The following is a 19,305-nucleotide window of genomic DNA, read 5'->3' as shown; positions in this document are numbered from 1 at the left end:
GTTCGGCGAGTAGAGACGGAGGATACACCCATGCTGTTCGCGGTTCTGGAGTTTACCGACTTCGCCATCCTCGCAGCCATCCTCGCAGCCATCCTCACCGTGTTGGCTGGCGGAGCGGCGGTCCGGGCGAGATTCGGCCCGGCCGACCGGGACCGGCTCGCCCGGGTGGAGGAGAAACTCGACCTGCTGCTGACCCACGCCGGGCTGGACTACACGCCCGCCCCGAAGGCGGCGTGGAAGGCGCTGGCCGACGAAGGACCGGCCCGCAAAATCGCGGCCATCAAAGCGTACCGGGAGGAGACCGGCGCCGGGCTGGCCGAGGCTAAGCGGGCCGTCGAAGAGTACAGCGAGGGGCGGCGGTAGGGCCGAACCATGACGTTGCACTTGACCGGGCCGCCATGACACTTTTTTGAGACACCACGTTCCTTGCAGCCGGCCCGGCAAGTGAACGCCGTCGTTAGGCAGCGTTGAGCGTCACACCAAACTAAACACGAAAGGAAAAGAAATGAATACGAAAAAAACTGAAACAGCGCCTTCGGCGTCGTTCACGGCTGAAAACCTCAAGGCGATTTATTCCCGACCGCGGACTGGCGCGGACTTCCCGGCTCTCATCCGGGAACTCAAGAGCGTTGGAGTCACTTCCTACGACCACATGATTGAGACGGGCGCCAATGTCTTCCACAGCAAGGGCGGCGGAGTGCTGACGTTGGAGAAGATGGGGCCGCCGCATTCCGTGAGCGCCCGGGCAGATTTGGAAGCCCTGAAACGAATCATCTCGGAACATCAACGCGGCCTTTCCGATTATCCGACGCTTTGCCGTCTGGTGGGCGAAGTCGGAGTTGAGAAATGGGTGTGTGACCTGTTTGCCATGACTTGTTCCTATTTCGACAAGTCCGGCCAGAAGATTCATGTGGAGTTGATACCTGACGGCGAGTATAAAAAGTGACGCTGCCTAACACCGCGCTGGAGCCAACGCCGACTGCCCATTGAGTTTATGGATGGTTTGAGTTATACAATGATTATCGAGCCAGCGGAGCCACTCGCCCGTCGGCGTGGCTCAGCTTTGGATCGTTAGGCCACATCATGTCGCTCATTGTTAAGCATACGTTTGAAGCGGCCAGCCGTTCAGGTTGCAGCAATTCGGATTATCAGTTATGCCGGACAGAGTGCTGCGGACGTTTCGGCGTCGAGGATGATGAGTTGCTTGATTTCTATTTCGACCCGACCGACCTTTCGCGGCTTATTTTTCTGGAGCGCGGAGCAGTTTGTCCGTTTTGTGGCGCGAAGGATTTTCATTTTCAGGAGATTGACGAGTTTGCGGAGATGCCAGCCGAGTGGCGATGGGCAACACCGCGAGATTTGTTGGAGAAGATATGACCATGTGGCCTAACACATCACTTGAGCCAACGCCGGTTACGCCTGTCAGTTTTCGCTGCGGGTTTCGGGTTGGCGGCAGTCACCGGCGGCGTGGCTCAGTTCTTGGTCGTTAGGCCCGGCGTAGTTTCCCCGCGCCAGAGTGCAGGATGTTCACACTCCCCCAGCGCCGCACACCAGCCACAACACCGCCATCCGCACCGCCAGGCCGTTGGTCACTTGGTGCAAGATGACCGAATGGCTGCCGTCGGCCACGTCGGCGCTGATTTCCACACCCCGGTTAATCGGCCCGGGAGCAAGAATCAACACGTCGCTTTTGGCATGGGCCAGGCGTTCGCGGTTCATCGCATACAGCAGCGCATATTCGCGGACCGAAGGGAACGGCCGTGTGTTTTGCCGCTCGAATTGAATCCGCAGCAAGTTCAGCACGTCGCAGCGCGGTAAAATCTCGTCCAGGCTATACGAGATTTCCACCCCCAGCTGTTCCCACAATGGCGATACCAACGTCGACGGCCCGCATAAAATGACGTGCGCGCCAAGTTTTTTCAGCCCCCAAATGTTACTCCGGGCCGTCCGGCTGTGAGCAATGTCGCCGACCAGCGCCACAGTCAGGCCATCCAACCGGCCCCGGTGTTCGCGGATGGTCATCATGTCGAGCAAGCCCTGCGTCGGATGTTCGTGCGGCCCGTCGCCGGCATTGATGACGCTGCATTCCAAATTTTCCGCCAGCAACTTGGGAGTGCCCGGTGTGCTGTGGCGAACGCACACCACGTCGACATTCATGGCCTCGATGTTTTTGGCCGTATCGATAAAGGTTTCCCCCTTCGACAGGCTGCTGCCGGAGGCGGAAAAATCCACCGTATCGCCCCCCAGACGCCGCATCGCCAGCGAAAAACTGGTCCGCGTGCGAGTAGAGTTCTCGAAAAATAAATTCGCCAGTGTCTTCCCCTGCAGCACGGAAATTTTGTGCTTGCAGCCGCCCGTCGCTTCTTTGAACTGCCCCGCCGTATCCAGAATCAGCGTGATTTCCGCGGCCGTCAAGCTTTCCAAATCGAGCAAGTGCCGCCGGGTCCAGGCGGCCGGAATCGTGGCAAATTCGTCGAAGGCGGTGCTCATGCGCGCAGATGAATCCTTGTATTGGGCGGCCGGAGCAATCCCTAACGCCGCAGGAATGCACAAAGCGCGAAGTACAGGGTGACAACCTCGGATTCTATCATCGTCCGCCGTGCATGCATAGCCGGCACTTGGTCGCAAGATACTGCGACGTTGTGAGTTGCATTTTTTTTCGCTGGTCCTGCGAAGTGCTTAACCATAGAGTTCGCCTTGCTGTTGTCGGGCCAATTTCCTACCATCCGGCCCGCTTTTCCCTACGGTGGATTCCCATGGCATTGCTCTGGCGGTTGGCGGTTGGAATCGCCACGCTCGCCGTTGGCTCGCGGCTAAACCGCAAGCGGACTAATCCTGCTGCTTGTCACTTCTTGTCTTTCGAATTCCGTTTCCTGAACCCCGAACCCTTTTCTGGCTGCGACCCATGGCCGCCCGACATTTCATCTTGCGCAGCGCTTGGACCGCGATGGCCGGGCTGACCCTCTGCACCGGCTGCATTTATTTCCGCGGACCAGCGCCACCCACGACAGCCGCAGCCGATGTCAAAGCTCCGGCGACAGCGACAAGTCCCGCAACCCTAAACGGTGCCGCATCCGATCATGGCTCCGCCAGCGTTGGAACTGCTCCTGCCGCCGGCTCAACGGTTCCGCCCGCCGAGCTGGCTACCATTATGGGCGAAGTGCAACAATTGGGCACGCTCGATCCGGCGGCCCAAAATGCACTGCTGGACGACATGAAAAAGACCGATCCATCGCTGTGGCCGCAATTGGTGCAAACCTTCCGGGCATCTGTTGCCTATCACAAGGAAATAGAATCTGAAGAATATGTCCATTTGGCTGCACAGCAAAGCGGCATCGTGCAACCGGCCGCATATAACGATAGCCCTGCCGCCGGCAACATCGGCCCACAAAAATTGCCTGCCGGAGACGACGGCATCGTGTCGCCGAAATCGGCCCCCGCTGAATTTGCATCGAACTATCCCGATACGCACCTGCCGGAAGTCCATCTTCCCGCCGCCACGCCGGACGATTGGCGCACACAATTGGCTTCGACCATTCAGGCGCTGGAAGCGCACACCGGTAATGCCGGCGCCGCCAATTCCAGCGCCGTCACCACCCCGCTCACTCCAGCCGATCAAGCCACGCTGCGCATGCTCTATTTGGCGGCCGGTCGCCACGACGATGCAGTAAAGCCAATCTCCAATGCCGACGAAGCCACTCAAGAATTCTGGAACGAAGAATTGTTCGGCCTGGCCACCGCGCTGGACGAGCAGCACATGCCCGACGTTCAGCTCCGCAATGCCGAGGCGGCCCAGCATTTACGCGATGCGGCGGCCCGGTTGGGTCAGTCGGGCAAGTTGATGGCCCGCAATCTGGCCTTTTGCACCGAAGTGCTCAGCTACGGCATCTACAAGCCGTTTCCGAAGAACGAATTCAAGCCAGGGCAGGAAGTGGTGCTATATGCCGAAGTAGAAAACTTTTCCAGCGACAACTCTGACAAAGGTTATCACACCGCCTTGAAGTGCAACTACCAACTGCTCGACAGCCGGGGCGCGCAGGTGGCGGAGCAAGAATACCCGACCACGGAAGAATGGTGCAAAAATCCGCGGCGCGACTTCTTTGTGCGATACTTTTTGTACCTGCCCAATCGAATTGACAGCGGCAATTACACACTGCAGTTGACCGTCGAAGACACGCTCGGCAACAAAACGGCGCAGTCGAGCATTCCGTTTACGATTGTCGGGGCCGATTGAGGACTTCGCCGGCCTCTACCCCAGCGCTATCCGCACCGTTTGCACCCCGTTTTGCACCGCCACGTCGACAATGCGCGGCGGCGACTCCCGCTTGAGCATGCTAATTTCTCCGTTGCGCTCCGTATAAGCGGCCCGCACTTCTTGCAAATTGTCGACCCCGCGCAGCCGAATCTGTTCGATCAAATCGTGATCCGAAATATGGTGGCGACGCATCGGTCGCAGCAACGCTTGTCCATTTTCGACCACCAATTCCGACGATCCTTTCAGTAAATTCCCGAACCAATGCGACCGGCACGCAATGGCCGTTAGCAGCCAATGGACCGCCACAATCACCGCCGAGGCCAATAACGTGCCGCTGATCGACCCACTCCCGGTAATTCCCCGGCTCAGCAGCGAACCCAGGATAAAACCCAAAATCACGTCCAGCGACGTCGTGCGGCTAATCAGTCGGCTTTTCCCGATGCGCACCACGACCAAGCCCGCCAAATACACCAGCGCTGCCCGCGCCGCCACCTGATACAATGCCAGCGGCGTCTCGGGAATGTCGCCGCCAAACAGTTGATGTAGAAAATTTCCCACGTGCTGCGCGAACGTGACGGTTTCGACGTCGGCAAGTAACATGACGTACTCCGAAAGATAGATGTTTGTGTGTAAGAAAGATCGACCAGGCACCAGACTACCAGCCTCCCATTTCCATGTCATCCTACGACGTCATTGTGATCGGCGGAGCCGGTGGCGTCGGCAGTGCTGCGCTATATCATTTGGCACAGCACGGCGTAAAAGTACTGGGCTTGGATCGCTTTCCGCCGGGGCACGATCGGGGCAGTTCTCACGGCCGCACCCGCATTATCCGCCAGGCCTACTTCGAACATTCAGATTACGTGCCGCTGCTGCTTCGCGCCTACGAACTGTGGGATGAACTGTCGCAGCGCTGCGGCAAACGGCTGTATCACGAAATCGGCCTATTGCAAATCGGGCCGTCCAATGGGCGAGTGGTTCCGGGGGTCCTCGAATCCGCCCGGCAGCACGGTTTATTAGTCGATCGCCTGACTGCCAGACAAGCAATGGCGCGCTTTCCGGCGTTCCGTATCCCCGATGATTGGGAAGCCGTTTTCGAGCAGCGCGCCGGTTATCTCGACGTGGAAGACTGCGTTTTAGCGCATCTGAGCGAAGCCCAAATACTCGGCGCCGAATTGCAAACCGGGGTGCAAGTGCTCTGTTGGTCCGTGGAAAATGGAACTGTGTCGGTCGACACCGACGCCGGCCAATTTCACGCCGGCAAATTAGTCATGGCGGCCGGAGCTTGGGCCGGACAACTTTTATCCCATCTCGGCATCCTACTGACGGTCCTCCGCGCTCCGGTGTTTTGGTATCCCATCATCGACGATGCATTAAGGGCCGACCGCGGCTGCCCTGCCTATCTGTTCGACACGCCCCAGTGCCCTTACGGCATTCCGCAAGTGGACGAATTCGGATTCAAAATCGCGGAACATGGCAACCGTGAAAAAAAGCAATCGCTGGCCGATCCGCTGCAGGTCAATCGACAGTTGGACCCCAACGATCAAGCCCGCGTGGAAGGGTTTCTCCGGGAACACATTCCCGGCGTAGGTCGGCCGCATCTGCATCACAGCGTGTGTCTCTACACCATGTCGCCCGATGAAAACTTCATTGTCGACGTGCATCCGCAATTTCCGCAAGTAGTGTTTGCGGCTGGGCTTTCCGGGCATGGCTTCAAGTTCACCTGCGTACTCGGTGAAATTTTGGCCGATTTGGCGCTGGCCGGCCGTACCAGTCACCCCATTGGCTTTCTAAACCGCCGGAGGTTTGGAACCGTGTAGAACTACCCCATAGAAGTTGCTCCCGCCGTTTTCAAACCTGTATTTTTCCTTAGCCAGTTGCCATAATATCCAAAGCATTGGCTCTTCTTGTCGGCGCGCTACTTCTGTGCTTCCCAGATTTAGGATGTCGAATTCTATGCTCATGGTTCACCGCTGTTTGTTCGTTGGTGTGTGCTGTTGGAGCCTGATCGCCGTTGGCATGGCCGCGGATTCCACCACGCCGGAGCCCGAGCGTCCTAAACCATCCGACCAACCCAAAGATGTGGTCGCCGGAAAGCTGGTTGTGTTCAACGACAACGGCGCCTGGTGTTGGTATCAAGATAAGCGGGTCATTGTCGATCCTGTCGCCGGAACCATGCTGATTGGCTCCGTGGCCAACAAGGCGGGCATGGGGGGCGAGCCGCGCCACGGAAACATTGATTCAACTGTTTACGACATCGCCGCCGGCTCCAGCCAACTCGTCGTGCTGCACGAGCATCAAGAAGCCGACGATCACGACGCGCCCGCCTTTTTAATCCGCCCCGACGGCCGTTACTTGGCCGTCTACACAAAGCACAATCACGATACGCTTACGCGCTGGCGAGTTTCCACCAATCCACACGATGCACTCCACTGGGGAGACGAGCAAACATTCGATTGGTCGCTGCCTCCGGCCTCGATCGGCAGTAATTTTTCAACCTATTCAAATCTGTTTTATCTCCCGGTGGAGAAGCGAACTTACGATTTCGTCCGCAGTGTCAATCGCGATCCCAGCTTTTTGGTTTCCACCGATGACGGCAGCACGTGGTCGTACGGTGGTAAGCTGCTGACCGACAACAACGTCGGCTATGTCGACGGCTATGTCAAATACGTCTCCAACGGCCAGGACCGCATCGATTTCATCACCACCGAGCATCATCCCCGCGATTTCAACAACAGCATTTATCACGGCTACGTCAAAGACGGAAAACTACACCGCTCCGATGGAACTGTGGTGAACGAAAATATCTTCGATCTGAATTCCAAAGCGCCCCCGGCCCACGAATTGACGACCGTGCTGGCCGCCAATACCCAGGTCGATGGCGAGAAGATGACCCACTGCTGGGACGCCGATTTGGCGCTCGACAGCGAAGGCCGGCCCTGTGCGCTCCTTACCTGCCGTGCCAACGACGATCCGGAAAACAGCAACTTCAACGATCATCGGTTTTTCTATGCCCGCTTCGACGGCCAGCAGTGGCAGACGCATCAACTGGCCAAAGGCGGCGCCCGGCTGTGGGAGCACGAGCAAGATTACATCGGCGGCGGATCGCTCGATCCGGATGACCCCAGCGTCCTATACATCTCCGTCCCCATCGATCCCCGCGACAACACACCCCTGACCAAGCACGAAATTTTCAAGGGGCAAACGACCGATGGCGGCGCCGCCTGGCTTTGGACGCCCATCACGCAAAATTCGTCCGTTGACAATTTACGGCCGATTGTCCGCCATTGGAATCCCGGCGCTACCGCCGTCCTATGGCTCCGCGGAAATATGCGCCGCAGCCAAGATTACGACATGCAAGTCGTGGGTGTGATTGATCAGAAGCAGTGAAGCCAAACTCCCTTTTCTTCGGATCCATGTCGGCTTCTAAAGGTTCGGTTCCGGGCTGCGGCGCCGCAGTTCGTCTCGCAGCCGGGCCGCTTCTTCAAAGCGTTCCTCGGCAACCGCCTGTTGCAAATCGGCCTTGAGTTGATCCAGCGGATCGGGCGGCGGCGGCGGAAGTGCTGGCTGACGATTCACCATTTGCTCTCGCCATTTTTCCAGGTGGACCAGCTCGCCGCAGCGGTCGGCCTTGTCCAGTTGCTCGTACTCACCCAAAAACTTCCGGATGCCCGCTATCCCTGCGTCGACAACTTTGATGGCCGCTTCGTAATCCCCCAATTCCACCAGCGGTGTGGCTACCGCTTTGGTGTGCATCATCGTCACGTAGGGTCGATATTGATCGAACAACAACCGGTCCTGGTCTTTGGCCGCGAATTCACGCACGAAGGCAAACAATTTCAGATTCCGCGAAGTGTCGCGGGCACACAACTCGTACCGTTCCAAATGCCAAAAGCTCAAATAGCGATGGTAATACTGCACCCCTTCACGCAGCAAAAGCTGGCACTGGTCGGGGGTCAGTTGGAACGACGCCCCGTCCGGATGCGCCGCATCGTGTTCTTTTTGACGGAGGCGATACAGATCGAACCACGATTCTTGCCCTTCAGGCCGCTGGCCGTCCGGCCGCCCGTCGATTTCCATTTGCAATAGTCCCAAATCCAGCCGCACTTGAATTTTATCGCGACCGTCGTCACCCCGGATAATCCGCACGGCGAACCGATCGGGGTCGTGTTCCCAGCCTTCGAGAATTGGGGTCAGATCGTTAGACACGGGCTAAATCAGGCAGTATGCCGTTGACGGTCGACTTGTAATTGAAAGCACGCGGTAATGCAATGCACGGACTATAAATGCGCACTAACTCACTATGATGGGGTCCGAAGGCTGATCGGGCAAGAGGAGCCGCGATAGGGTCGGCGACAGAAACCGCCTTCCGACTTTCTCCCCACCACGCGAAGCCGGCCTATTGGGTGGGTTCGCGGTTGATCGGTTCCATGATCTTTGTATTCCGCTCCACCGCCAACACAATGGTGCGTTGCGAGCTGCCGTCTTTCGTGGCGGCCACCAGTGGAATCACCTGTCGTCGATTCGGTAGATCGACCCGCACGCTGAAGCTGCCGTCCGGACGCAGCTTGATCGGCGCTCCTTGCAGGGTCACTTGTGCGTCAGGATGCGTCGTCCCGTGGATCACCATTTCCGTTTCCACGCGAAAGCGGACCGTGCGGTCCTGCGAAATCAACTGCTCCGCACTGTAGCGGTTGCTTAAGGTTGCCCCCACAGGTCGACGCAGACGCTCTTCCAACACCTCCTGCAATTCGCTGGAATTGGTCTCCGCTGAATAACCGCCGCTCATGGCGTAAATTTTATCACAATTTTCCACCACTTCCGTCCAATGGTTATCCAGCTTTTCGCTGCTCGTGCTGGCCGGCGTGCTGACCGTGTTGCTGCGGGCCAGCGAAAAAAACTGGCCGTTGCTCGCCAAATAGCCAATTAACAGCCGGTACGTTTGCGGGGGATTGCCCACGTCGATGTACCAATTTTTCACCCCCCCATGAATTGCGATGTCGCGCGCCACTCGTTCCGCGGCTGTGGATGAACCAGACCCGGACACTTCCAACACTCGCAACATCGGCTTGGCCGTATGCCAGTGTTGACCCAAGGCCGCTTGAGCCCGAACCACTCCGGCTGGCGTCAACTCCCAATAGGCGTGCAACCAATAGGGGTCGTGAACCATGACCACCAGCCGGTCTTTCGCGGGTGCCCCGGTACGGCCATCCAAACTATCAACCGCAAGTATTTTTGCCCGCATCAGCCGCACTTTCGCCTGTTCCAACCGCGCCGTGATTCGCGGATGATGCGTAGTCCGGCCGATCCTGCGCCGTGCAGAACTCCGATTTCCTGCCGAACTATTCCGGCCAGTAATTGCGCGCTTAATCGGCCTCGAATTTCTCATACTTACCCCGTTCTTGCTCGGCGATTTCGATGTCGCGCCAGCCCGCTTAGCAACGTGCAACAATGCCCGGACCAATTGATCTTTACGCATGGCGTGCCAGCCATTGACGCCTCGCTTGCGGGCCATGTCGGCCAAATCTTTGAGGCTTCGGGCACGTAGTGTTTGGGCGGTCATTCGTGGACGTCCCTTTACTTCTTCCCGGCGCTGCACAATTTGCGCAAACACCTGGTACAAGGTGATTTAAGAGAATCGTCCCTGACCTTCCGAATTCAACCTTGCGGTAACCTCTCGGCACTCCCTGTCCGGACGAGGCCGACGCTCTACGGCCCATCAACTTAAGTGATGAAGAAGGCACTATTTCCGGCCGGTTATTTCAGTTGCCAGAACCAGCCGGAACTACACCTGCTTATCCCGATTCTAACCAGAAATCGCAAAAAACGCAACTAATCGGCCGCATTAGTCTCGATTAAGCGTGAATATGCGACGATGTTCATAAGCTGTTTTTTGCTAGTAACTTATGTGTTTTTAAGACGCCGACGTCGGCCCGCAGTTCCAACTGATCACGGTTTTGTGGTCTCATAGACGTTCTTGGCCTGGTTCTTAGCAAGCCAATCAGCACTCCGCGCTCCTTGACACACCCGTCCGCAAGCCTTTTCTGTCAAATGGGATGCGCGGCCACGCAGGATTTCGTGAAAAAAATCACAAATTCATCCCACGACTCGTTGACGCCTAATCGGCCCCCGATTAGATTGTGCCCTAACCGTCTCCTGCGACATGGGTTGGAGCAGTGTTTGATGCGGTGCGACAGCCGGGTTTGGAGTGCCGGACTTCGGATGCAACGGATGCCAACGATGGGCTTCCATGAGAAAACAGTTCAATGGTTTTCTGCCGTCATCGTTCACCAATTTGTGATCCATGGATCATCCTCCCGAGGATAATCGCTCGATCATTTCGCTGGCGTACGGCTGGGCAACAACCATCATCGTGATTGCCGCTGAGATGGTCGTTCCTGGATTGATTGGCTTATGGATTGGTCATTGGTTCGGCGCTGGGGCGATGATCGTGCTGGCTTTGCTCGGCTTCGCCGCAGGCATGACGGTGGCAATCATGCATTTAATCAGGTTTACCAAAAGCAAAGATTTAAAGAACCTCTGATCCTTGTATGTTAAATCCCGCCGTGAAACAGCGGATTGCGGAATTGAGTCTGGCGCATCGACTCGCCCTTTCAGCGCTCGTGCTGGCCGCCATTTGCCTGGCGACTTTGCCGCTTGCGCTTACCCTATCGGGCGCCGATGGCCTTTGGGCCGATGGTTCCGCCGCCGCGGTGGTGTGGGGCGCTTCGGCAGCCGGCATGGCAATCGGCGAATTACTCCACGATTCGAATGCGGCATTTACGAAATTGTTAATCGGCATGATCATTCGCATGATCGTGCCACTCTCGGCATGCTTGGTTGCCCTGTTGTCGAAATCGCGCTTGGCCGATGCTGGTTTTGTGTTTTACATATTAGTGTTTTATCTCGCCGAATTGCCCGTCGACACCTTGCTGGCGGTGCTGCGACAGTTCGGCGCCAAGCCACTGGGATAACGAGTGGAATCTGTCCTCTTTACCGGGAAATTCGCCGCAAATCGATCTACGGATTATGGCCGAAGCTGAAGGACAACACGAAGACTTCCTCTCCCCAAGCCATTTGTTTGGCCACGTCCAGGATACCACGTACATCGATCTGCCCAAATTTTTGGGCGGACGCATCTCCCTGACGGGCGAAAAGGTTGAAGAGCGCGTCAACGTCGAGGGCTATCACTTCCAGCTCACCAAGTTCATGCTCATCGAGCTGACCGTGGCCCTGCTCATGGCGGTCGTCTTCATCCGCCTGGCGAACCGCATGAAAAAAAGCGATACGCCCAAAGGCCGCTGGTGGAACATGCTGGAAGCCATGCTCGTTTTCATTCGCGATCAAGTCGCCCACCCGGCCATTGGCCACGATGCCCAGCGCTTTCTGCCCTTCCTCTGGAACGCCTTTTTCTTCGTTTTAATTTGCAATTTGTTCGGCCTGCTTCCCTGGGCCGGTTCGCCCACCGCGTCCCTTTCGGTCACCGGCGCGCTGGCGATCATCACCTTTATCGTCGTGCTGTCGACGGGGATGGGAAAATTCGGGGCGCTCGGGTTTTGGAAAGCGCAAGTGCCGCACCTCGAATTGCCGTTTGTCCTTTCCATCTTCCTCATCCCCATGATTTTTGTCATCGAAGTCATCGGCATGTTCATCAAGCACGGCGTGTTGGCGATTCGTCTTTTGGCGAACATGTTGGCCGGCCACCTCGTGTTGGCGGTCATCCTGGCCTTTATCGGGGCGACGGCCACCAGCATTTTATTCTGGGGCGTTATGCCCATCAGTGTGCTCAGCATCGTCACGTTGAGTTTATTGGAGCTATTAGTCGCTTTTATCCAAGCTTATGTTTTCACATTTTTGTCGGCGTTGTTTATCGGAATGGCGGTCCACCCGCATTGACGTAAGCGATCCAAATCGCCTTCCGAAACAGTGCCCAACATTCAAAAGGAGATGCAAGAGTGAATAAGTTGACCCGTGTTTTTGCCTTGTGTGCGCTGATGTTACTGGTGGCTTCCCCGGCCATGGCGCAAGGGCCGGCCGCTGGCGGAGCTCCGCCGGCGCCGTTCAGTATGGACCTGGGAATTGCCTTGGGCGCAGGCATCGTCATTTTGGGCGCCGGGTTCGGTATCGGCCGTATCGGCGGTTCCGCGGTAGAAAGTATGGCCCGGCAGCCGGAAGTGGCTGACAAAATCCAAGGCGCGATGATCGTCTCGGCGGCCTTGATCGAAGGCGCCACCTTTTTCGCACTGTTGGTTTGCTTGTTGAAGCTGTTCTTCAAATAAGCCGGAAGCGGTTTCGCCGCCAGCCCCTAGCGTGGCTCAAGCGCGCTATCGGCTCGTTGGTATATTGTCATTTGGTCGCAAATCAAGGATCTGTTCCATGCCATGTTTTTCCAAACGGGCGATGGTCCTGCGTCAGTGGCGGCAGGCTTTTGCCTGCTGGTTTTGCTCCGCACTGGTGGTAAGCGCAACGTGGCTGACTATCCCCAGCGTTGCCCGCGCCGCCGACGAGGCCCCTCCCGCCGCATCCGCCGGCAATCCGCCCCCCGCGGAAAGTCATCCCGACCCGCTGCAGTTCAAAACCGATTTGGCCTTGTGGACATTCGTGGTCTTTGTCGTGTTGTTCATCGTGCTGAAAAAATTCGCCTGGGGCCCCATTGCCCAATCCTTGGATCGCCGCGAGCACCACATTGCCGACAACATCGAAGCCGCCCGCCGCAGGGACGAAGAAGCCCGGCAATTGCTGGCCGAATATGAACGCAAACTGGCCGGCGCCGCCGACCAGGTTCGCGCCATGTTGGACGAAGCCCGGCAAGCCGCCGAACACACCAAGCAGGAAATCGTGGCGGAAGCGAAAGCCGCCGCCCAGGGCGAGCACGAACGCGCCATGCGCGATATTCGTTCGGCCGCCGACGCCGCGGTCGAGCAGCTTTCGGAAAAAAGTGCCGATTTAGCCGTGCAGCTGGCCGGTAAGATCATCACCACCAAGCTCACCCCCGAGGAGCGCTCGCGGTTAGTCAAAGATTCGCTCTCCAAATTCGCCAGTGTTTCCCCCAGTAAAAATTGATGTCCTTATTTAGCCCCCGGTCAATGACCGGGGGGCAAGTGCGCCCCATGCCCGATCAACTCACCACGCCCCGTCTGTTCTCCAAACTGCCCACCTATGACACGGGCATCTGGCGCACGGCGGAAGTGTATGCTGAGGCGTTGATCGCCGCTTCCGAAAAGGCCGGCAAGACCGACGAAGTGCTGCAAGAATTCGATTCGCTCATCGACGACGTGCTCGACAAGCTGCCAAAATTGGATGCGTTGCTGAAGTCCAGTTTTGTCGAAGAAGACGCGAAAGCCGCCATCCTCAAAAAGGCGTTGGGCAAACTGGCCTCGCCGGTGTTTCTCAGCTTTCTAGAGGTTGTGGCACGGCATGGCCGGATGGATATGCTCCGGCTGATGCATCTGCACGCACACGAAGAGTTCAATCGCGTTCGAAACCGGGTGCGGGTCATGGTCAGCACCGCGGAGCCGCTCGATGCAGGCACGGAACAGGCACTCACCCAGGAAATTCAAAAGCGGCTGCATTTGCTGCCGCTGGTAGATAAACAAGTTCGTCCCGAACTCATCGGCGGAATGGTGTTGCGAGTCGGTGATCGGGTGTACGACGGATCAATCGCTACGCAGCTCAAGCGGCTGCGGGAACAAATGGTGACCAGGAGCATCAATGAAATTCAAAGCCGACGAGATCGCTTCAGTTCTGCAAACTGAAATCGAACAGTATCAATCCCACATCGACGTCCGCGAAGTCGGGCGCGTGCTGGAAGTTGGCGACGGCATCGCCCGCGTCTACGGCCTCTCCAGCGTCATGGCCGGCGAAATGGTCGAATTTCCCGGCGGCGTCACCGGCTTGGCCTTCAACCTCGAAGAAAATTCCGTCGGGGTCATCATCCTCGGCGATTATTTGAAAATCGAGGAAGGCGACGAAGTCCGCAGCACGGGTCGGCTCCTCAGCGTCCCCGTTGGCGAGGCCGTGATGGGCCGCGTGCTGGATCCGCTCGGCAATCCGCTCGACGGCAAAGGACCCGTCGTTACCACCGAACGCCGCCCCGTGGAATCCATGGCGCCCGGCATCGCCGGTCGCCAACCTGTGCGCGAGCCGCTGCAGACGGGCCTGAAAGCCGTCGACGCCATGACGCCCATCGGACGCGGCCAGCGCGAGCTTATCATCGGCGATCGCAAAACCGGAAAAACCGCCATCGGCATCGATGCCATTATCAATCAAAAAAATAGCGGCGTAAAATGCTTTTACGTGGCGGTGGGGCAGAAAGAATCGTCGGTGGCCAACACCATCGAATCGCTCCGCAAGCATGGCGCCATGGATTACACCACCGTCATTCTGGCCGGAGCCAGCGCCCCTGCTCCGCTGCAATACATTGCTCCCTACGCCGGCACCGCCATGGCCGAGTATTTCATGTACAACAAGCAGCATGCGCTGATTGTGTACGACGATTTGTCGCGCCAGGCCCAAGCCTATCGCCAGTTGTCGCTGTTGTTGCGTCGCCCGCCGGGCCGCGAAGCCTACCCCGGAGACGTTTTTTACGCCCACAGCCGCCTGCTGGAGCGATCCGCCAAATTGAGCGACGATTTGGGCGGCGGCTCGCTCACTTCGCTCCCCATTATCGAAACGCTGGAAGGCGAAGTTTCCGCCTACATTCCCACCAACGTCATCTCCATCACCGACGGCCAAATTTATTTGCAGCCCAACTTATTTTTCGCCGGCATTCGCCCCGCCATGAACGTGGGCATTTCGGTCAGCCGCGTCGGCGGCGCCGCCCAAATCAAGGCCATGAAAAAGAAAGAAGTCGCCGGCGGTTTGCGACTGGCCCTGGCCGCCTTCCGCGAGTTGGAAGCGTTCGCCCAATTAGGCACCGATCTCGATGCCGCCACCCAGCAGCAGCTCGACCGCGGTTACCGCATGGTCGAGTTGCTCAAGCAGGGGCAATACCAACCGATGGAAGTCGTCGACCAGGTGCTCAGTATTTACGCCGGCAACCAAGGGCATTTGGATCAAGTGCCGCGTAACCAGGTGGCAGCCTGGGAAAAGGCCTACCTCACGTTTATCAAAGATCAAAAACCCGATATCCGCAAAAAAATCGCCGACACCAAAGATCTCGATGCCGACACCATGAAAGCCCTCGATGCCGCCATCGCGCAGTTCAAAACCCAATTCGGCGGCGCGCAAAAGAAAGAACCTGCACTGGCGAAGGTTTGAGAAGCGAACGATGAAATTTCTTCATCTGAGAATTACGTCGCTGAAAGCCGACATGGTTATTGTCGCAGGAATAGGAGCAGCATGTATTGCCATTGCATTCGTATTCCCGTCCATTTGGAGTCCAGCAGGGATTTTGGCCGGAATCATGAATTTAATCAGTGCGAAGAGATTGCGTGCGAAGTTGGTGAATGCTAACCGCTAATTGCTAACCGCTTTTTTATGGCCAAAGCCCGAGCACTCGATAAACGCCGCCGTTCCGTCCGCAACATTCGCAAAATTACGCGGACCATGGAATTGATCGCCACCGCGCGCTTCAAAAAAGCCATGGACCGCGCTCATGCCGCCACGGCCTACACCAAGCGCATTACCAAGCTCGTTTCCGATTTGTCAAAAACCGGCCTGGAAGTCAGCCATCCCCTTCTTCAGCCTCGCGAAAAAACCAACCGCGCCATTTTGCTGGTCATCACCGGCAACCGCGGCCTGTGCGGCGGATATAACTCCAATGCGTTTCGCATAGCCTGGGCCCGCTACAACGAGCTGAAAGCCGCCATCCCGCAAGTCGACTTGGAAATTTCCGGCAAGCGCGGCATCGCCGCCTTCAAATACCGGGGGCTGAAAGGCAGCCAGCAATATACGCACTTCGAAGATAAACCCTCGTTCACCGAGGTTAATCTGCTGGCCACGCGCTACTTGGACGATTACATCACCGGCGCGCTCGATCGGCTCGACGTGGTTTACACCCGCTTCGACAGCCTGAGCAAGCAAACCACCGTGGTCGAAACGCTGCTGCCGCTGGCCTCGCTGTCGTTGCCCGATGTGGGTAAAGGCGCAACCGCTACACCGCAAGCGGAAAGTAAATCGGCCCCCGAAACGCAGTACGAATTTCTTCCTTCGGCCGCCAGCATTTTGGAAGAAGTCGTGCCCACCAGTTTCCGCGTTAAGTTGTTCAAGTGCTTCCTCGATTCCGCCGTCAGCGAGCAAATTGCCCGCAAAGTGGCCATGAAGTCAGCCACCGACAACGCCGACAAGCTGATCAAATCGCTGGCCATGGCCTACAACCGGGCCCGCCAAAGCCAAATCACCGGCGAAATTATGGAAGTCCTTGGCGGCGTCGAAGCGCTGAAAGGATAAACCGAACACCATTCAACCCCTGGTCATTAACCGGGGGCTAATTACAACTCACCACCCACTACTAACCACTCACCAAACTCATGGCTACTGCAACCGCCCCGTCAAAACAACCTTCCGGCCAACCGTCCACCGCCCAGCACACCGGCAAGGTTACGCAAGTCATCGGCTCCACCTTCGACGTGGAATTTCCCGAAGAACATCTCCCCCTCATTTACAACGCCATTACCGTCGACGCCGACGTGAAAGGCGCCAAAATCCATCTCACCGGCGAAGTGCAGCAACACCTCGGCGGCGGCCGTGTCCGCTGCGTGGCCTTGGGCAGCACCGACGGCATGGTCCGCGGCATGGAAGTCATCGATACCGGCGGCCCCGTCACCGTACCCGTGGGAAAAGAAACCCTGGGGCGCGTGTTCAATCTGCTGGGCGAGCCCATCGACAACCGCGGCCCGGTGAAGGCCGAAGAGCGCTGGCCCATTCATCGCGATCCCCCGGCCGTCACCGATCTGTCCACAAAAACCGAAGTCTTCGAAACCGGCATCAAGGTCATCGATTTGCTCACCCCCTTCGTCCGCGGCGGAAAAGCCGGGCTGTTCGGCGGGGCCGGTTTGGGAAAAACCGTCATCCTCACCGAGCTTATCGCCCGCATCGCCAGCGCGCACGGCGGTTACTCCGTATTCGCCGGGGTTGGAGAGCGCACTCGGGAAGGCACCGACCTCTGGCTCGAAATGCAGGAAGCCAAAATCGGCGATACCGGCCGACACGTCATCGAACAAACCTGCATGGTCTTCGGCCAAATGAACGAACCCCCCGGAGCCCGCTTGCGGGTCGCCCTGTCGGCCCTGACGATGGCCGAGTATTTCCGCGATAAAACCGGCGCCGACACGCTGTTGTTCATCGATAACATTTTCCGCTTCTCGCAGGCCGGCAGCGAAGTGTCCGCCCTCTTGGGACGCATGCCCAGTGCCGTGGGTTATCAGCCCACGCTCGGCACCGAAATGGGCGCCCTGCAAGAGCGAATCGCCTCCACTTCCCGCGGCGCTATCACCAGCGTGCAGGCCGTGTACGTGCCGGCTGATGATCCCACCGATCCCGCCCCGGCCACCGCCTTCGGCCAGCTCGATGCGTTTTTGTACCTGGAACGCGCCATTTCGGAAAAAGGCATTTACCCCGCTGTCGATCCCCTGGCTTCGTCCAGCCGCATTTTGGATCCGCAATACGTGGGCGACCGCCACTACGCCATCGCCCGCCGCGTGCAAGGCATTTTGCAGCGCTACCGCGAGCTGCAAGACATCATCGCCATTCTCGGCGTGGAAGAACTGGCCGAAGAAGACAAGCAAATTGTGAATCGAGCCCGCCGCATCGAACGGTTCCTGTCGCAGCCGTTCTTGGTGGCCGAGGTGTTCACCGGCAAGCCGGGCGAAATTACCCCGCTCCGCGAAACCATCCGCAGCTTCGAGGAAATCTGCGATGGCAAATGGGATCACCTGCCCGAGCAAGCGTTTATGTACGTCGGACAAATCGAGCAAGCGGAAGAACAGGCCAAGAAAATGGCCGCCGCCGCCAAAAAATAACCACAAAGCCGGCGATGGTATCGCCGGTTTGCCACCCATCATCCCACATGCCCGACCATTACGAGTCTGGAGTCGACGTCACCAGCCCCATCCCGGTGTTGGAGTGCGTCGTCGTTACCCCGGAAGCCACTGCTCTGGAAACGCCGGCGCAGTTTGTCATCCTCCCCCTTTATGACGGTGAGATGGGAGTTTGGCCCCATCACAGCCCGTTTATCGGCCGCCTCGGTTACGGCGAGTTGCGGGTCAAGGAAAATGGCAAACTCTTCCGGTTTTACGTGGATGGCGGGTTCGTGCAAGTGGCCGATGGCGTCGTTTCCGTCCTCACCAACAACGCCGTGCCGGCAGATAAACTTAACGTCGCCGTCGCTCGCGAACAGTTGGCTGCCGCTCGGGCCCGCAAAGCCAACTCGCCCGAGTTGCTGGCCATTCGCGAACGCCTCCAGCAGCAAGCCCGCGCTCAATTGCGTATCGCCGAACATGGAAGGTCACCGTCTGATATTCATGTGGGCGGATCTGCTGACGCCCGTATGTCTAGTTAATTGCTAGCCACTAATAGATCGCATAAACCTGTCCAGCGGACTACCAGACGGCGAATCGCGGCAATTCGGTGGATCGGCCAGCATCTATCGCTGAGGGCGGTTGGAAATGGCTGCCGAAGATGAATCATGGAGTGGCATCCGTATCCAGCATTCAGACGGCCGATTCAATCAACAGTCGGATAAATTTGCAGCGAGGTTCCTCTTGGCGAGCGATGTGATTGGATGGGTCGAAATTGACGAGCTGGTGTCCGAGATCGGCGCCGCGCTTACTCCCGCCCAGCGACCGTTTTGCCCTAGAACCGGCAACCGTGCCCATCGGATGACAACCGATCCAGTCACTCCGATAAACCTTGCCGACTCAAAGCTTAGCGGGACGGAGTTTGTCGAAGTCGATGCCGATCAGCTACTGACTGATTTGGAAGCCGAATTTGTGCGGATTTTACGGCGCTTCCGGGCCAAGTAGCTTATATCCGTGCGACCCGCCGCCTACCGACAGCCGCCCGCTTCTCCCTAAATCACGTAATTCAGCGTCGGTTCCAGTTCCCCCAACCCT

Annotated in this window: 21 protein-coding genes; 17 read left to right on the top strand and 4 right to left on the bottom strand. The window is 57.7% G+C overall.

Annotated elements, in window-relative coordinates; genetic code table 11:
* The 3 genes from VMJ32_04105 to VMJ32_04095 all read left to right on the top strand — a co-directional run.
* On the top strand, positions 1 to 363 hold a 363-nt coding region (locus VMJ32_04105), incomplete at its 5' end, for a ribosomal protein L7/L12 (protein HTQ38185.1).
* Positions 364 to 505: 142 nt separating this feature from the next.
* Positions 506 to 946, top strand: coding sequence for a DUF1398 family protein (locus tag VMJ32_04100; GenBank protein HTQ38184.1), 441 nt, complete (start codon positions 506 to 508; stop codon positions 944 to 946).
* Positions 947 to 1,083: 137 nt separating this feature from the next.
* Positions 1,084 to 1,377, top strand: a complete 294-nt coding sequence (locus tag VMJ32_04095; protein HTQ38183.1) for a hypothetical protein — start codon at positions 1,084 to 1,086, stop codon at positions 1,375 to 1,377.
* A gap of 150 nt (positions 1,378 to 1,527) precedes the next feature.
* Here the strand turns inward: VMJ32_04095 and VMJ32_04090 are convergent, their stop codons facing one another.
* Positions 1,528 to 2,490 carry an aspartate carbamoyltransferase catalytic subunit gene (locus VMJ32_04090; GenBank protein ID HTQ38182.1) on the bottom strand — a complete coding sequence of 321 codons (963 nt, stop codon included), beginning with the start codon at positions 2,488 to 2,490 and terminating at the stop codon, positions 1,528 to 1,530.
* Positions 2,491 to 2,905: 415 nt separating this feature from the next.
* On the opposite strand from VMJ32_04090, the gene VMJ32_04085 reads away from it, so the two are divergent.
* Complete coding sequence (locus VMJ32_04085) at positions 2,906 to 4,234, top strand: hypothetical protein (GenBank protein HTQ38181.1); 1,329 nt, start codon at positions 2,906 to 2,908, stop codon at positions 4,232 to 4,234.
* Positions 4,235 to 4,249: 15 nt separating this feature from the next.
* Here VMJ32_04085 and VMJ32_04080 read toward each other — a convergent pair whose 3' ends face one another.
* The gene (locus tag VMJ32_04080; protein ID HTQ38180.1) at positions 4,250 to 4,855 is read right to left on the bottom strand and encodes a YetF domain-containing protein; all 606 of its coding nucleotides are present in this window, start codon (positions 4,853 to 4,855) and stop codon (positions 4,250 to 4,252) included.
* A gap of 74 nt (positions 4,856 to 4,929) precedes the next feature.
* Here VMJ32_04080 and solA point away from each other — a divergent pair, with 74 nt between their 5' ends.
* Both solA and VMJ32_04070 read left to right on the top strand, forming a co-directional pair.
* Positions 4,930 to 6,072, top strand: a complete 1,143-nt coding sequence (solA, locus tag VMJ32_04075) for an N-methyl-L-tryptophan oxidase (protein HTQ38179.1) — start codon at positions 4,930 to 4,932, stop codon at positions 6,070 to 6,072.
* A gap of 142 nt (positions 6,073 to 6,214) precedes the next feature.
* Positions 6,215 to 7,642 (top strand): BNR-4 repeat-containing protein, encoded by a 1,428-nt coding sequence (locus VMJ32_04070; GenBank protein HTQ38178.1) that lies wholly within the window; start codon positions 6,215 to 6,217, stop codon positions 7,640 to 7,642.
* Between the two features lie 36 nt (positions 7,643 to 7,678).
* On the opposite strand, the gene VMJ32_04065 is transcribed toward VMJ32_04070, so the two are convergent.
* Both VMJ32_04065 and VMJ32_04060 read right to left on the bottom strand, forming a co-directional pair.
* Complete coding sequence (locus tag VMJ32_04065; protein ID HTQ38177.1) at positions 7,679 to 8,461, bottom strand: UvrB/UvrC motif-containing protein; 783 nt, start codon at positions 8,459 to 8,461, stop codon at positions 7,679 to 7,681.
* Positions 8,462 to 8,651: 190 nt separating this feature from the next.
* On the bottom strand, positions 8,652 to 9,815 hold the full coding sequence (locus tag VMJ32_04060; protein HTQ38176.1) for a DUF4912 domain-containing protein: 1,164 nt from the start codon (positions 9,813 to 9,815) through the stop codon (positions 8,652 to 8,654).
* A gap of 741 nt (positions 9,816 to 10,556) precedes the next feature.
* On the opposite strand from VMJ32_04060, the gene VMJ32_04055 reads away from it, so the two are divergent.
* The 11 genes from VMJ32_04055 to VMJ32_04005 all read left to right on the top strand — a co-directional run bounded on the left by VMJ32_04055 (position 10,557) and on the right by VMJ32_04005 (position 19,215).
* A complete protein-coding gene (locus VMJ32_04055; protein HTQ38175.1) occupies positions 10,557 to 10,796 on the top strand; it encodes a hypothetical protein in 240 nt (79 codons plus the stop codon).
* 7 nt (positions 10,797 to 10,803) lie between these two features.
* Positions 10,804 to 11,226: a hypothetical protein gene (locus VMJ32_04050; GenBank protein HTQ38174.1), complete on the top strand. Its 423-nt coding sequence runs from the start codon at positions 10,804 to 10,806 to the stop codon at positions 11,224 to 11,226.
* A gap of 55 nt (positions 11,227 to 11,281) precedes the next feature.
* Entirely contained in the window at positions 11,282 to 12,148 is an 867-nt protein-coding gene (gene atpB / locus VMJ32_04045) for a F0F1 ATP synthase subunit A (GenBank protein ID HTQ38173.1), read from the top strand.
* Positions 12,149 to 12,207: 59 nt separating this feature from the next.
* The gene (atpE, locus tag VMJ32_04040) at positions 12,208 to 12,531 is read left to right on the top strand and encodes an ATP synthase F0 subunit C (protein ID HTQ38172.1); all 324 of its coding nucleotides are present in this window, start codon (positions 12,208 to 12,210) and stop codon (positions 12,529 to 12,531) included.
* A gap of 97 nt (positions 12,532 to 12,628) precedes the next feature.
* Positions 12,629 to 13,315, top strand: a complete 687-nt coding sequence (atpF, locus tag VMJ32_04035; protein ID HTQ38171.1) for a F0F1 ATP synthase subunit B — start codon at positions 12,629 to 12,631, stop codon at positions 13,313 to 13,315.
* 47 nt (positions 13,316 to 13,362) lie between these two features.
* A complete protein-coding gene (atpH, locus tag VMJ32_04030; GenBank protein ID HTQ38170.1) occupies positions 13,363 to 14,007 on the top strand; it encodes an ATP synthase F1 subunit delta in 645 nt (214 codons plus the stop codon).
* Entirely contained in the window at positions 13,964 to 15,511 is a 1,548-nt protein-coding gene (atpA, locus tag VMJ32_04025) for a F0F1 ATP synthase subunit alpha (protein HTQ38169.1), read from the top strand. The genes atpH and atpA overlap by 44 nt, the downstream gene beginning before the upstream one ends.
* 219 nt (positions 15,512 to 15,730) lie before the next feature.
* On the top strand, positions 15,731 to 16,642 hold the full coding sequence (gene atpG / locus VMJ32_04020) for an ATP synthase F1 subunit gamma (GenBank protein HTQ38168.1): 912 nt from the start codon (positions 15,731 to 15,733) through the stop codon (positions 16,640 to 16,642).
* 80 nt (positions 16,643 to 16,722) lie between these two features.
* Positions 16,723 to 18,213 carry a F0F1 ATP synthase subunit beta gene (gene atpD / locus VMJ32_04015; protein HTQ38167.1) on the top strand — a complete coding sequence of 497 codons (1,491 nt, stop codon included), beginning with the start codon at positions 16,723 to 16,725 and terminating at the stop codon, positions 18,211 to 18,213.
* Positions 18,214 to 18,260: 47 nt separating this feature from the next.
* Positions 18,261 to 18,752 carry a F0F1 ATP synthase subunit epsilon gene (locus VMJ32_04010; GenBank protein ID HTQ38166.1) on the top strand — a complete coding sequence of 164 codons (492 nt, stop codon included), beginning with the start codon at positions 18,261 to 18,263 and terminating at the stop codon, positions 18,750 to 18,752.
* A 106-nt stretch (positions 18,753 to 18,858) separates the two neighbouring features.
* Positions 18,859 to 19,215, top strand: coding sequence for a hypothetical protein (locus VMJ32_04005; GenBank protein ID HTQ38165.1), 357 nt, complete (start codon positions 18,859 to 18,861; stop codon positions 19,213 to 19,215).
* The last annotated feature ends 90 nt before the right edge of the window (positions 19,216 to 19,305 follow it).

Source organism: Pirellulales bacterium (genome assembly GCA_035499655.1).
Taxonomy (GTDB): domain Bacteria; phylum Planctomycetota; class Planctomycetia; order Pirellulales; family JADZDJ01; genus DATJYL01.
This window is presented reverse-complemented; position numbering and strand designations above follow the sequence as displayed.